17 protein-coding genes are annotated in these 13,492 nt (G+C 45.6%); 5 read left to right on the top strand and 12 right to left on the bottom strand.

Annotated elements, in window-relative coordinates:
• The first annotated feature begins 128 nt into the window (after positions 1 to 128).
• Positions 129 to 1,046 carry an alpha/beta hydrolase gene (locus tag NYE22_RS09560; RefSeq protein ID WP_169037837.1) on the top strand — a complete coding sequence of 306 codons (918 nt, stop codon included), beginning with the start codon at positions 129 to 131 and terminating at the stop codon, positions 1,044 to 1,046.
• A 39-nt stretch (positions 1,047 to 1,085) separates the two neighbouring features.
• Here NYE22_RS09560 and NYE22_RS09555 read toward each other — a convergent pair whose 3' ends face one another.
• The 7 genes from NYE22_RS09555 to NYE22_RS09525 form a co-directional block, all read right to left on the bottom strand.
• On the bottom strand, positions 1,086 to 1,325 hold the full coding sequence (locus tag NYE22_RS09555; protein WP_003230411.1) for a YqkC family protein: 240 nt from the start codon (positions 1,323 to 1,325) through the stop codon (positions 1,086 to 1,088).
• Between the two features lie 12 nt (positions 1,326 to 1,337).
• Positions 1,338 to 1,661 carry an iron-sulfur cluster biosynthesis family protein gene (locus NYE22_RS09550; protein WP_003226552.1) on the bottom strand — a complete coding sequence of 108 codons (324 nt, stop codon included), beginning with the start codon at positions 1,659 to 1,661 and terminating at the stop codon, positions 1,338 to 1,340.
• Positions 1,658 to 2,689 (bottom strand): bifunctional GNAT family N-acetyltransferase/GrpB family protein, encoded by a 1,032-nt coding sequence (locus tag NYE22_RS09545; RefSeq protein WP_003230409.1) that lies wholly within the window; start codon positions 2,687 to 2,689, stop codon positions 1,658 to 1,660. Before NYE22_RS09545 ends, NYE22_RS09550 begins: the two co-directional genes overlap by 4 nt.
• Complete coding sequence (locus tag NYE22_RS09540; protein WP_041053294.1) at positions 2,682 to 3,026, bottom strand: antibiotic biosynthesis monooxygenase; 345 nt, start codon at positions 3,024 to 3,026, stop codon at positions 2,682 to 2,684. Before NYE22_RS09540 ends, NYE22_RS09545 begins: the two co-directional genes overlap by 8 nt.
• Positions 3,027 to 3,035: 9 nt before the next feature.
• The gene (locus NYE22_RS09535; protein WP_187953653.1) at positions 3,036 to 3,506 is read right to left on the bottom strand and encodes a GNAT family N-acetyltransferase; all 471 of its coding nucleotides are present in this window, start codon (positions 3,504 to 3,506) and stop codon (positions 3,036 to 3,038) included.
• A gap of 185 nt (positions 3,507 to 3,691) precedes the next feature.
• Positions 3,692 to 4,030 carry a YolD-like family protein gene (locus NYE22_RS09530; RefSeq protein WP_014477255.1) on the bottom strand — a complete coding sequence of 113 codons (339 nt, stop codon included), beginning with the start codon at positions 4,028 to 4,030 and terminating at the stop codon, positions 3,692 to 3,694.
• On the bottom strand, positions 4,027 to 5,265 hold the full coding sequence (locus NYE22_RS09525) for a DNA polymerase IV (protein ID WP_080121355.1): 1,239 nt from the start codon (positions 5,263 to 5,265) through the stop codon (positions 4,027 to 4,029). Before NYE22_RS09525 ends, NYE22_RS09530 begins: the two co-directional genes overlap by 4 nt.
• 165 nt (positions 5,266 to 5,430) lie before the next feature.
• Between NYE22_RS09525 and NYE22_RS09520 the strand changes: the two genes are divergently transcribed.
• From NYE22_RS09520 to NYE22_RS09510, 3 genes are all read left to right on the top strand, one after another.
• Entirely contained in the window at positions 5,431 to 5,637 is a 207-nt protein-coding gene (locus NYE22_RS09520; RefSeq protein WP_014477257.1) for a YqzH family protein, read from the top strand.
• 553 nt (positions 5,638 to 6,190) lie between these two features.
• Positions 6,191 to 7,423, top strand: a complete 1,233-nt coding sequence (locus NYE22_RS09515; RefSeq protein ID WP_038829768.1) for an MFS transporter — start codon at positions 6,191 to 6,193, stop codon at positions 7,421 to 7,423.
• A 50-nt stretch (positions 7,424 to 7,473) separates the two neighbouring features.
• Positions 7,474 to 7,632, top strand: a complete 159-nt coding sequence (locus NYE22_RS09510; RefSeq protein WP_342412478.1) for a hypothetical protein — start codon at positions 7,474 to 7,476, stop codon at positions 7,630 to 7,632.
• Here the strand turns inward: NYE22_RS09510 and NYE22_RS09505 are convergent.
• From NYE22_RS09505 to NYE22_RS09485, 5 genes are all read right to left on the bottom strand, one after another.
• Complete coding sequence (locus NYE22_RS09505; protein ID WP_072173308.1) at positions 7,629 to 8,015, bottom strand: VOC family protein; 387 nt, start codon at positions 8,013 to 8,015, stop codon at positions 7,629 to 7,631. The two genes, NYE22_RS09510 and NYE22_RS09505, sit on opposite strands and share 4 nt — an antisense overlap.
• Positions 8,016 to 8,019: 4 nt before the next feature.
• On the bottom strand, positions 8,020 to 8,979 hold the full coding sequence (gene coaA / locus NYE22_RS09500) for a type I pantothenate kinase (protein ID WP_003245966.1): 960 nt from the start codon (positions 8,977 to 8,979) through the stop codon (positions 8,020 to 8,022).
• Positions 8,980 to 9,050: 71 nt separating this feature from the next.
• Positions 9,051 to 10,397, bottom strand: coding sequence for a D-serine ammonia-lyase (gene dsdA, locus NYE22_RS09495; protein WP_038829767.1), 1,347 nt, complete (start codon positions 10,395 to 10,397; stop codon positions 9,051 to 9,053).
• Between the two features lie 75 nt (positions 10,398 to 10,472).
• The gene (locus tag NYE22_RS09490) at positions 10,473 to 11,252 is read right to left on the bottom strand and encodes an SDR family oxidoreductase (RefSeq protein ID WP_021479974.1); all 780 of its coding nucleotides are present in this window, start codon (positions 11,250 to 11,252) and stop codon (positions 10,473 to 10,475) included.
• A gap of 5 nt (positions 11,253 to 11,257) precedes the next feature.
• Positions 11,258 to 12,217, bottom strand: a complete 960-nt coding sequence (locus NYE22_RS09485; RefSeq protein ID WP_038829766.1) for an MBL fold metallo-hydrolase — start codon at positions 12,215 to 12,217, stop codon at positions 11,258 to 11,260.
• A 404-nt stretch (positions 12,218 to 12,621) separates the two neighbouring features.
• On the opposite strand from NYE22_RS09485, the gene proC reads away from it, so the two are divergent.
• Positions 12,622 to 13,458 carry a pyrroline-5-carboxylate reductase gene (gene proC / locus NYE22_RS09480; protein WP_342412477.1) on the top strand — a complete coding sequence of 279 codons (837 nt, stop codon included), beginning with the start codon at positions 12,622 to 12,624 and terminating at the stop codon, positions 13,456 to 13,458.
• The last annotated feature ends 34 nt before the right edge of the window (positions 13,459 to 13,492 follow it).

The following is a 13,492-nucleotide window of genomic DNA, read 5'->3' as shown; positions in this document are numbered from 1 at the left end:
AGTTTATCACGGAGCATATACACTGAACAAGCAGACTCTCTTCTGATTACTTTCTCAGCGAAGCAGTGTTTAGGTATAATGATTTTAAACACGAATTACCTATATTTAGTTGAAAGGTGCTGTGACTTTTGAAGAAAATCCTTTTGGCCATTGGCGCTCTCGTAACAGCTGTCATCGCAATCGGAATTGTTTTTTCGAATATGATTCTATTCATCAAGAGAAAAACGGATGAAGACATTATCAAAAGAGAGACAGACGACGGACATGATGTGTTTGAATCATTTGAACAAATGGAGAAAACCGCTTTTGTGATACCATCCGCTTACGGGTACGACGTAAAAGGATACCATGTCGCACCGCATGACACACCAAATACCATCATCATCTGCCACGGGGTGACGATGAATGTACTGAATTCTCTTAAGTATATGCATTTATTTCTTGATCTCGGCTGGAATGTGCTCATTTATGACCACCGCCGGCATGGCCAAAGCGGCGGAAAGACGACCAGCTACGGATTTTACGAAAAGGATGATCTCAATAAGGTTGTCAGCTGGCTCAAAAACAAAACAAATCATCGCGGATTGATCGGAATTCACGGTGAGTCGATGGGAGCTGTGACCGCCCTGCTTTACGCTGGTGCACACTGCAGCGATGGCGCTGATTTTTATATTGCCGATTGTCCGTTCGCATGTTTTGATGAACAGCTTGCCTACCGGCTGAGAGCGGAATACAGGCTCCCGTCTTGGCCCCTGCTTCCTATCGCCGACTTCTTTTTGAAGCTGAGAGGCGGCTATCGCGCACGTGAAGTATCTCCGCTTGCTGTCATTGATAAAATCGAAAAGCCGGTCCTCTTTATTCACAGTAAGGATGATGACTACATTCCTGTTTCTTCAACCGAGCGGCTTTATGAAAAGAAACGCGGGCCGAAAGCGCTGTACATTGCCGAGAACGGTGAACACGCCATGTCATATACCAAAAATCGGGATACGTACCGAAAAACAGTGCAGGAGTTTTTAGACAACATGAATGATTCAACAGAATAAAAAAGCGAAAGGCCTCTTCGGCTCTTTCGCTTTTTTATGTTACAGAACGTCGGTAATGCCATCCATATTTTCTCTGATCCATTCAATCGCAAGATCTATCGTTGTAAACTCCTGCGTCTCGAAGGTCATTTCATCCTGCAATAGCCAGACATCTTTCTTGATGGACTCTGCTCCTCCAATTGACCAGTGAAGCAAGGTATAGGGATGGTTTTGATTCAGGAAGGATACCCACGTTTTATTTTGTGCTGTGTTCTTCATTGCCTTCAGCTTTTGTTCCACGTTTCGCGTCTCCTACTTTACTAATATGCTCATTCTGGGGCTGAGCATTTCAGCCGGGCTTTTCAGCGCCAATGTTTTGGCTTTTTCATTGTAATCGATCGTCATTTGATCGTCAAAAAACACTTTTTGTGACGATTGGATATACAGCGGAATGCCGTTCGTTTCCAGCTGCTCGCACTGTCCCGTTAATTCTTCTGCCAGCCAGATTGTCGGGACACCGCTTACCGCGCAGCCGCATCCTTCTGCATCGTAACGAAGCTGGGCTTTTTTCCCCGGGTTGGCGTCAAACGCCTGCTGCAGTGCCTGTTTTGCTGCATCTGTCACATGTATGTTCATAAGGTGAAACCCCCGTTTTCATCATTTTCGCTATTGTAGCATACAACACTGCCATTCGCATTGTTTCTGCCTTTTTTCCACCGCTTCGCATTTTCTTCTGCAGTCTTGATCCACTCATCTTTCCCTTGTATGTACTGATTGATGCTGTCAGGATGCTGGGCCGCCAGCCGTTTTTTGAGAACGGCGTATTCTTTCGCTATGTTTGGATGAGCTCTGAGATAATCTCTGAATAACAGATGCCTTTCAATAGCAGGGTTTCCCTGTTCGTACATATGGACATGATGAGTGCGTTTATTTCCGCCCTTTTGGAAATAACGCCTGCCCGCTATGCCGTTCTCACCTTTTGGTGTATAGCCGTTAGCCTTCATTTGTTCATCAAATTGGCTCACGGCTTCAATGCTTCTGACTTCAATTAACATATCAATGATTGGCTTCGCTGCCATGTTCGGTATTGATGTGCTTCCGATGTGATGAACAGCGATAATCTCCGGCCCGAACACAAGTTTCAGCCGTTCTTTTTCTTCATCGAAACATTCTGCCCATTTTTCGTTGTAGAGAATGACCTCAACTTTTCTTTTCGGATACAAATGAAAGACCGACAGCAATAGACCCTGCGCTGCTTTGACGGTTTCTGCCTTTTGGAATCCAGCCTGTGTATAGAGTGACACGGCCGGGGTATTGTTCTCGGCTGTGACTACTTCGATTTTCTCAGCGTCTTCATTATGATCAATGACAAATTGCAGAAGTGCTCGTCCAATTCCTTTTCTGAAACCGTCAGGATGCACAACAAGCCTGCAAATGGTGAGATGATGCATGTTTTTCTCATATGAAATGACACCGATCAGCTTGCCGTTTTTCCGATATCCCGCAAACCGTTCATGGGATGCTTGAATATCCTTCACCTTCTCTTGTAAAGCGGGAATACCGTCAAAACCGATAATCTCTGTTTCCTTTATGTAGGCGGGGATCTGTACGGCTAAAATCTCACGCGCTATCGCGGCTTCCTTATGCTGGAGAAATTCAATCATTCGTGTTCTCCTGAAACAGCCGCTGTCTGTCGACTTTTGCGACGCGGACTGCATACGACTCGTACCAAACGCTTTTTCCTTTTTCTTTTGCTGCTTGATGTTCAGTGTGATGCCTCCAATGGTTAATTGCGTCCATACTGTCCCAATAGGAAACTGTGATGCCCCTTCCATCCGCTTCACGTACGCTTTCCACGCCTAAAAATCCAGGCTGATCCGCCGCAAGCGATACCATCCGCTCCGCTGTTTCTCCATATCCTGTGTCATTTTCGCTTTTGACAGAAGAAAAAATGACTGCATAGTAAGGAGGCTCAGGTGTTTTTGATAAAAAATCCATCATATTTCCCCCTCATATGTTTTTGACAAACAGTATCCTGTCTTGGCCCGGGCCATCATAGTTTGCAAACACTGAGATGCCATTTACCGTCTTGGTGCCCTTTTCAATATCAAACCCCAATTTTGTGTGATATGCGATTGATACCTTATTCACAGGTGAAGTGACGCACTTTACCCGGGTGCAGCCTCTTTGTTTTACTGTTTCGATAAATACATCATACAATTGTTTCCCAATTTGCATTTTTCTGAAATCTGGATGCACACCGGAAAAATGAATGTACGCCGTTTCAGGATCCGATTGCGATTGAAATCCGATTAAAAATCCCGTCATGCTGTTATGTTCGGATGTAATAAAGCTTGTGTCCTGAAAATGCTCAAAAAATAGTCTCGGCAATTTTTCTTTCAGCTGTCTGCCGCCCCACCATTCATTCAGTACAGACGTTACCATTTCATAATCTGAAGACGTGATTGTTCGAATATCCATTACGATTTGATCTCCCTCCGTCTGGCAAAACGAATGTCAGCTCTTTTTCTCACAATATAAAAATTATATTTTGCCTGGCTGGAATTGTAAATGCCTTCTTTCCTGTATTATACGTTTCCAGACTGCCGAGGGAACAATGTTTGATCATTTTAAACCTATTTCTCCCCCAAGCAGGAGGAGAGACTTTACAGCACAATATCAAGCACTTGATCAAGTTTCAGCTTATAAAGCTGATCCTCGTCTCCTTTTATCCATACTGCTTTTTCAAACTCTTCATACCGGCAGATTTTCCCGGTGCAGCGGACAATTTCACCGTCCTGAAAGCAGCTCACAGTGATATCCTGAGCAAACTCCATCGCGGCGCAAAGCGTTTGATTCATCTCTTCCAGCTTATCGGGATCAAGGATCGGCTTCTGCAGCTTTTGTTTAAGCCGCTTTCTCTCCAGCAGGCTTTGCTTATGTTCCGGCAGAAACATCCTGCTCCCTTCCCACAGCAGGTTGCCTCTTTTTAAATGGTCGTTCATTTATAATGCCCCCCTATTTTAGCCGCACGTTCAAATGCCTGGCCTGCCGCTGTCAGTGACGCCGCCCTGATGATTGCTGTGTCGCCGAATCGATTTTTAATGCCGTCCATCACATAGCCCAGGCTCATTTTCTTTGCATAATCCTGAAATAAATTGAGCTGCCATATGTCATCAGATGAGAGCTGAGACAGATTGACACCGAGGCGGCGGACAGGTTTCCCGTCCCAAAATGTAAGAAACAGCCGTCGTACAGCCTCATATACATCCTGCGTAGAATTAGTCGGCTCTGCCAGCTTCACTTGCCGGTTGAAGCCCGTCGGCCAATCAAAATCAGCACCCCGGCAGCTCACTGACACCGTCTGCCCCATGACCCCGGCGTTTCGGCTTCGCCTGCACACTTCTTCACTCAGCTCAAGCAATACGACCTTGATTTCTTTGTCAAAGTGTTCGTAGTCTCTCGGGAGAGTCATTCCATGGCCTATCGCCTTTTGCCCGTCCAGAGACGAAGTTGACACAGGGGAATAGTCGATTCCGTTTGCCGTCATCCACAGCACGTGGCCGTTAATGCCCCATTTCTTTTTTAAAAGATCGAGCGGAAAAGCCGCGAGCCCGCCGATCGTGCTGATGCCCATCCGATTTAAATGATGCTTCATGCGGCTCCCGACGCCAAACATGCTGCCCACCGGGAGCGGCCACATTTCGGTTTTCATATTTTCTTTCGTTAAGGTAAAAATACCGTTCTTATTCTTTTTGGCAAAATTGTCACACGCAATTTTGGCCAGCGCTTTGTTAGGGCCGATTCCGACCCGTGCATAAACGCCGATCTCCCGCATGATTCTGCCCTGAATGCTTTTCGCGATCTCCATCGGCGTCCCAAACAGCTTCTGGCTGCCTGTAATGTCCATGAACTGTTCATCGATAGAATAAGGCTCCACAAGGTCTGTATACTCCTCGAGAATGGCCGTAATTTGCAGTGATACATCAATATACCGCTGCATACGCGGCCGGAGCACAACAGCCTCAGGACACTTTTCCTGCGCCTCCCACAGCCGTGAAGCATTCACCACACCTTTTTGTTTCGCCAGCGGGCAGGCAGCCAATACGACTCCGCCCCTTTTTTCAGGGTCACCCGAAACAATGACAGGCTTATTTTTCAAATGTGGATTTTCCGCTTTCTCTACAGATGCATAAAACGATTGCATGTCAACGAGAAAAATCACTTTTTCTTTCATCATACACACCTCTAAAAAGAACTTATGTTCGTTTTTCATTATATGCGAAAGTATGTTCGTTTTATACTGGTAAATGATTCTTGTCTGACAGAAAATATGATCCAAGGGTTTGAGAGAAGAAAAACATTTAGTAGAATAAAAGCGAAGCATAAGGATAGGAGAGTCATGATGGAGAAATTTGTCGAAAAAATGATGGAACAGGCATTGCGGCAATACGGCAGAAACGTTGCTATAGATCCGTTAAGCCCGTATGAAAAACAAAGCCTGAAAGCGGCTCTACAAGAGAGACGGAATGAAGAACCAGATGAGGATTTGCATGCGCATATAGAAGATATCATTTATGACTATGTCACAAACCAAGGCCTGTTCTCTTAAACGCATGACTGTCAGTTCTTTCAGCCGCTGATGCGACTTCCCTTTGAAAACACCGCCTGAAACAAATAAACAGTCTCAGGCTTACAGAAAAAGCAGGATTTTCTCACACTCCATAGATTCATATGGCCTGGCGTAAAATTCCCCCTCAGAACTCGCGCAAAACGGAATAAGCTGTCCATGATCACGCGTATACACTTTTTCGAAGAGATGTGCTCTCTTGTTCTGTCATGCGGTCCATCGGTTTTCAGCTTACATCTTGATCTCATAGCCGGTTTCACTGCCGATATGATCTACGTCCTGGCGGCTTAAACTCTTTTAATGTTTCAAACACACCCTCACTGAATTCGGACATACCGTCATTTTCCTTCTGTCATCACCTTCAATTTCAAGATGTAACCCCCGCCACACGCATCCTCAACGCATAGTATATTGCCATCCATACAATCAGGCATACTACATGTCAATAACGAAATATTTTGAACGATCTATTGGAGAAGGAAATTTTTTCATATATGATAGAGAAAGATCATACATACAGGAGAGAATATAATTCATGAAGAAATGGAAAGATATCCACCCGATCAGCTGGACAATTATAATCGGAACCATTTTCGGCAGAATGGCAACATCGATGAGCATTCCTTTTTTAGCGATTTATTTGACAGCCGTCCAAGGCGCATCAGCTTCCTATGCAGGGCTGGTCATCGCCGCGAGCTCATCAGTCGGCATCCTCGCAAGCTTTTACGGCGGATATATCTCAGATAAATTCGGCAGAAAAAACATGATGCTTGTATCGATTTTCGGATGGATGCTGGTATTTGCAGGCTTTGCGGCGGCATCTCACCTCTGGGTGTTTTTTGTAGTTAACGCATTAAACGGTCTTTGCAAATCACTGTTTGAGCCCGCTTCAAAGGCTTTGCTGTCTGATATGACAGAAGAAAAAACGAGACTGCTAGTTTTTAATTTACGCTATGCGGCTATTAATATCGGCGTTGTCTTCGGACCTGTGCTTGGCCTATATTTCGGCTCATCGCAATCGACTACGCCCTTTTTGGTGCCTGCAGTCATTTACGGACTATACGGAATTGTGCTTGCCCTCCAATTTAAAAAACATCCATCCTTATCAGCACCAGCCCAGTCCCGAAATATGAGCGTGCGGGAAGCGTTTATGGTCACGCAAAAGGATTATCTTTTTACCATTGCTTTGGTCGGCATTACGCTATGCACCTTCGGCTACTCACAATTGAGTTCCACATTCCCTCAGTATATGGCGCAGAGCCCCTTGATCGGCAATGGAACGAAGCTGTATGGGCTGATGCTGACATTAAACGCAATCGTTGTGTTGGCGACGCAATTTCCCATTGTCCATTTTGCAAAACGGTTTTCGCCGCTTTGTTCTCTGATGCTCGGTAATGTGATGGTTAGCATCAGCATGGCCATTTTCACCGTATCGCACGGTGTTCCATCAATTGTGATGATTGTCATCACATTTACAATCGGCGAAGTTCTTTTATTCTCTATGATGGATTTATATGTAGACCAGATTGCAAAACCAGGATTAAAAGGCACTTATTTCGGGGCAATCGGTTTTTCACAGCTCGGAAACGTCATCGGCCCTTGGGTCGGGGGGATATGTATAGACCTGTTTGGCGCTGACAGGCCGATTTTTATTTTTTCTGTCCTGAGCGGCATTACCCTGCTCGGCCTGCCATTTTTAGCGTTCGCCTATCGGCAAATGAAAATGGAGACCACAAAACACCGTTCTCGTCTGGAAAAGCCGCTTTAAATAAAAAACGGAAGAGAATGAAACTCTCCCGCAAACATGAGGTGAAGAACATGAATATAGGTGTTGTGATGTTTCAGCTGTTTGTATTTATTATATTTGCCGCTGTCATCTTTGCGGCTGTTACAGGCTTCAAGTATGCGAAAAACCGAAAAGCGCAGCTGGATCACATTGAGAAAAAGCTGAACAGCCTGTCCAAAGATCACGATTAACAGCTTGGGGCAACGAGCTCTACCTTAATCCGGTCTGGATCCTCACAAAAGACTGCATAATGCCCGTCTCCTCCGGCAAAAGGATGCCTGTCTCGGTACAACACACGATAACCTTTTGCCGTCAATTTTCCAGTCATCTGATCGACTTGAAGCTTGGATTCAGCATGAAATGCGAGATGGTTCAGACCGACTCGGCATCTATGGTATTCCGGCTCTAGAAATGGCTCTTTCGCCTGCACAATCACTAGGTAAAAACGATCTTTCTTCCAGCTGATGCCTGAGCTCCATTTTTGATACTCTTTATAGCCAAGTTCTTTTAAGAACCATCCCCAAAACCGCCTAGACGCCTCCAAATCAGAGACATACAGTTCGATATGATGCACAATTTCATACCCTCCTTACCAGCACTTCCTCGACCTTATGCCCGTCTCCCTTACGCAAAATGAGATCTGACCTGAATTTAGTCGGCAAAATATTTTCATATAAATTCGGCCGGTTGACACTCTCCCAAATCGAGGCTGCCATCTCGTCAGCCTCCTGATCAGACAAGTCTTTAAATTTATGAAAATATGAATCAGGATTTTGAAAAGCAGTTTCCCGAAGCAGGCGAAAACGCTCTAAATACCAAGTGAAAATCCGGCTTTCCTCCGCATCCACATAAATCGAAAAATCAAAGAAATCGGAAACAAAAATACGCGGGTTTTCCCGGTCATCCTCCAAGGTGGGCGACTGAAGAACATTAATGCCTTCAATAATCACAATATCCGCCTGTTCTACAACCTCGAACACACCTTCCTCGCGGTCATAGGTTAGATGGGAATACACTGGGGCCTTTACGCTGTCCTTTCCTGATTTTAAGTCATTCAAAAATTCGAGCAGCGCCTTTACATCATAGCTTTCAGGAAATCCTTTTCTTGACATCATATTTTTCTTTTTCAGCTCGGCAGTAGGAAATAAAAAACCATCTGTCGTGATAAGGCTCACTTTTGGACGGTCAGGCAAACGCGAAAGCAGCTTCTGCAAGATCCGCGCCGTCGTGCTTTTTCCGACTGCGACACTGCCGGCAATGCCGATAATAAACGGAATTTTGGCTGAATGTGGGTGCTTCAAAAAAACATTGACATGCTTATTGCGTTCAGCCGCAGACTTGACATGTAAATGAAGCAAGCGAACAAGCGGAATATAGATCGTCTCCACTTCTTCAACAGATAGATAATCATTCAATCCTTCCACAGCTTTTGCCTCTTCTTCAGATACAGCAATCGACAAATGCCCCCCAAAACCAGACCAAGACTCCCGATTGTGCTGTGTATATAAAGTATGTAGGTTAAGTTCTTTATTTTTCACTGTTTACACCTGACTCTCTGTAGGTTAAAACCCTTACAAAGATTGTAACGGAAAACCTTTTTACTGTCTGCTTATTTTTCATTTCGTTTTTTTAGCAAATCAGCACCGATTCGGTTATACGCAGCCATTTCATCTTTTGGAACCATGCTTCCTCCCGTTCCCCAGACGACATGTACGGCATGTTCCATCTTATATTTCTGAGCATAGCGCCTTCCCTCTTCTGTCGTAAAAAGCTGAACCGGCCCGAACATGCCGGCAAGAGCAGAGGGCTCTAAATATTTATCTTCAGATACAGCCAGCATATGAAGCAAAGTATAAAGCGTATTGTCCTCTACCGTATAACAGCCGCTCAGAAGCGGTTCAATCAGCTTGCCGACAAATCCTGACGGCCTCCCTACGGCAAGTCCGTCAGCAGCAGTCTGATTATCCAGGCCGATATCCTGGACGGAGATTTTCTCGTGAAGTCCTGAATAAAGCCCTAACAGCATACAAGGTGAATGAGTTGGTTCTGCGAAAAACACATGAACATGATCTCCGTATAAAAGCTTCAGCCCAAATGCTACACCGCCCGGTCCTCCGCCGACTCCGCACGGCAGATACACAAACAAGGGCGTCTCAAGACTTGGCTTTATATTCATACAGTCAAGCTGTGTTTTTAATCGGCTTGCAGCAACAGCATATCCTAAGAACAGCTGTCGAGAATGTTCATCATCAATAAAATAACAGAATGGATCTTGTTCCGCCTGTCGTCTCCCTTCGTTCACCGCTTCGCTGTAATCTGTTTCGTACTCCATAACAGTGACTCCCTTTTGGCGGAGGAGATCCTTTTTCCACTGCTTAGCATCGGCGGACATATGCACTGTCACGCGAAAGCCGAGTGCCGCGCCGATGATGCCGATGCTTAAACCTAGATTTCCTGTCGAACCGACAGCAATCGAATAGCGGGAGAAAAACCCGGTAAACCGCTCTTCCTGTAAGATGCGGTAATCATCGGTTTCCTGAAGCATTCCTTCTTGAAGCGCGAGATTTTCAGCATGCTTTAACACTTCATAAATCCCGCCCCTCGCTTTAATCGATCCTGAAATCGGAAGCTCATGGTCGCACTTTAAAAGCCATCTTCCCGGAAATGGCTGCTGATATGCCGCTTCCAGCTTTCCCTTCATATGCTGCACCTCAAAAAGCGGAGACTCGATGATTCCTTTAGCGCCTTTCGTCTCAGGAAACACCTCAGCAATGTAAGGTGCAAACCGCCGCATTCTTTTTTCCGCTTCCGCTATCTCGGTTGCCCACTCATCTGCACGGGGTATTGGCCCCTCTTTCTTGCCTGAATTTGCCCAGAATACAGGCTCTGCATCAATCAGTTTCTGAATAAACGGATCTTTAAGCAGAGCATGAAGGACTTCTGAATGAACTAACATTCAACAATCTCTCCCTTCCACTATCAAAAACTGCCTCGTGAGAAACAAGCCACTCCACCACAGGCAGTTCTATCATTATTTTTTCATGAGCGCGCGTCCTGCCAGCTTTTCTACAAGAGCTGGAAACAGCTGATACAGCTTAGTGCCGGCATTCATTAAACGCGGAAGATTGATCTCCCGCTTTTTCGTAAAAATTGCAGCTGTAATTTGAGCTGCCACGTCATCAGGATCAAGCATCCAGCGGCCGACATTTTTGGCGTAGTCCCCGCCTTTATCAGCAATGGAAAAAAAGTCCGTCTGAATCGGTCCCGGGTTGACTGTTGTCACATAAATGCCGGTTCCCGAAAGCTCCATCCGCAAAGCGTTTGAGTAACCTAACACGGCATGTTTGGTCGCGGAATACAGGCTAGACTTCGGTGTTGCGATTTTCCCCGCTTGAGAGGCGATATTGATGATATGGCCCTTTTTTTGCTCAAGCATTTGCGGAAGCACCGCTTTTGTACAGGCGATCAGGCCGAAGACATTCACATCAAACATCGCTTTCATGTCATCCAATGTAGAGTCTAAAACCGTTTCAAATATACCGAAGCCTGCATTGTTAATCAGTACATCAACCGAGCCGATCTGATCGCGGACCCGGATGATATCCTCTAGGCGGCCGACATCCAGAGGAAAAAGCTCACACTGTCCGCTCCATTCCTCGGTTATTTTCCTTTTGATTTCTATCAAACGATCCTCGCGTCTAGCCGACAGAAGGACATGGGCTCCTTCAGCCGCGCATAAGTATGCGATTCTTTCACCAAGCCCTCCTGAAGCGCCGGTTATCCAAATCCTTTTTCCCGCTATATGTTTCACCCATTTCACCTCTTCATTGTTTTAAAGTATGCGGTATTTCCTTCCCAATATGACGTGATGGCTTCTTCAGCCTCCAACACATCAAGGTGACCTGCCGTTTCTGACATCGTTAAAAACAATTCTTTTTCATATACAGCAGGAAAAAGCTGCTGACAGACCTGAAAAGCGGTCATCGGCTTTTCATCCAGCATGCGACGAACATCCTCCGTCCTGTTCCTCTGCTTGTCAAAACGCTTCTCAATCAGCGCTTGTACACTGGTGATAGGCTCGCCGTGACCAGGAAATACGATTGTTGGATCAAGTTGAGACAGCCTTCGCAATGACCGCTGATAATCCACTAAAGGCTTTGACCTGACGTCTCCCGCTTTCGGCGCTTCCAAAATCGGATTAGATGAGCTGTTTGCCAGCAGTAGATCGCCGCCAAGCATCCTTCCGCTTTTTTCATGGAACAGAACGATATGCGATTCAGCATGTCCAGGCATCTCCAACACAGACCAGCCCTCAAGCCCATCTATGCCCATACCTTCTCTGATTGATTTTGTCAGAGATCTCGTACAGGAAAATGCGTACGCTGACCGAATCAGCTTTTCCGCCTTCCCCGTATCAAATGGAACGCCTAATTCAGGCAGCAGCTTTTGAAAAAAACGTTTTTGCCAATCCACAAAGGCTTGATTTCGGCTGATATAAGGTTCGTTGAACGCATGCCCAATCACTTCGATTTCATCTGAAAAGACATCAAGCAAGCCTGCATGGTCAGCATGATGGTGAGTCAGTACAACCTGCTCGATATCTGATATTTTCACATTTACAGCGGCAAGCTGCTCTTGTAGGGCTCTGGCAGCCTCTTTTGTATTCGGCCCGGCATCGATAAGTGTCAGCGCATCACCTTTTACGAGGTAAACGATAACATCGCCGACAGCAAACGGCGTCGGGACGCGGATCGCAATTACATCTTCAGTTGTCATCCTTTCGCTCCTTGTCTTCATTCATTATTCATATTTTAGCTTTTTCTCGGTCTTGTGTCATTATTGCAGAATGAGAACAAACCTTTTTGAAAAAGCTATTGACATTAGCTTGTCCGCCATTGCATAATGAACAACAAACTAAAACGAGAACCATTGGAACGCTATGACGAGGAATAGTATACAAGGCAATGGCCTAAGAGAGCGATACCCCCGGCTGAAAGGTGTTGCGGCCCGCTTGTTTGTAGAACCTGCCCTCAAGTCGCGGTTAGGAAAACCTAAACGTTTCCCGCGTTACGGGGATTTGAGCTGAGCACAATTTGTGCTAATGAGGGTGGTACCGCGAACCTTTTCGTCCTTTACGTGATGAAAAGGTTTTTTGTTGTTCTGATAGAAGGAGGATATCAATGAAAAAGATAGGATTTGTCGGCGCCGGATCAATGGCAGAAGCAATGATCAACGGCATTTTGCAAAGCGGCATCACAAAACCAGAACATATCTATATTACAAATCGCTCAAATGACGAGCGTCTGATTGAATTAAAGGAAACGTACGGCGTGCGTCCATGCAGAGATAAAAATGAGTTTTTCACTCACACCGATATCATTATCCTCGCTTTCAAACCGAAAGACGCGGCGGAAAGCATCGACAGCATACGGCCGTATATCAAGGACCAGCTTGTCATTTCAGTACTTGCAGGCCTTACCATCGAAACCATTCAGCATTATTTTGGCAGAAATCTCCCGGTCATTCGCGTCATGCCGAATACATCAGCGGCAATCAGAAAATCAGCAACCGGATTTTCCGTAAGCGCTGAAGCAAGCAAGAATGATATTAGTGCCGCAAAAGCTCTATTGGAAACAATCGGTGATGCAACACTGGTTGAGGAGCGAGATCTTGACGCTGTCACTGCAATCGCAGGCAGCGGCCCGGCCTATGTGTATCGTTATATTGAGGCGATGGAAAAAGCGGCACAAAAAGTAGGATTAGATAAAGAAACGGCAAAAGCACTCATTTTGCAGACAATGGCAGGGGCAACAGATATGCTCCTTCAAAGCGGCAAACAGCCGGAAAAGCTGCGTAAAGAAATCACCAGTCCTGGGGGCACTACAGAGGCAGGTCTTCGCGCTTTACAGGACTCCCGCTTTGAAGAAGCAATTATTCACTGTATTGAAGAAACAGCTAAACGGAGCGCAGAAATCAAAGAACAGTTTGCCGGTGCCGCCTTAGAGAGACATTCTTAGATGTAAGGACAAAAACAGAAGGCACAGTGCCTTC

Origin of the sequence: Bacillus sp. FSL K6-1560, assembly GCF_038592935.1 — a bacterium.
Classification (GTDB): domain Bacteria; phylum Bacillota; class Bacilli; order Bacillales; family Bacillaceae; genus Bacillus; species Bacillus subtilis.
This window is presented reverse-complemented; position numbering and strand designations above follow the sequence as displayed.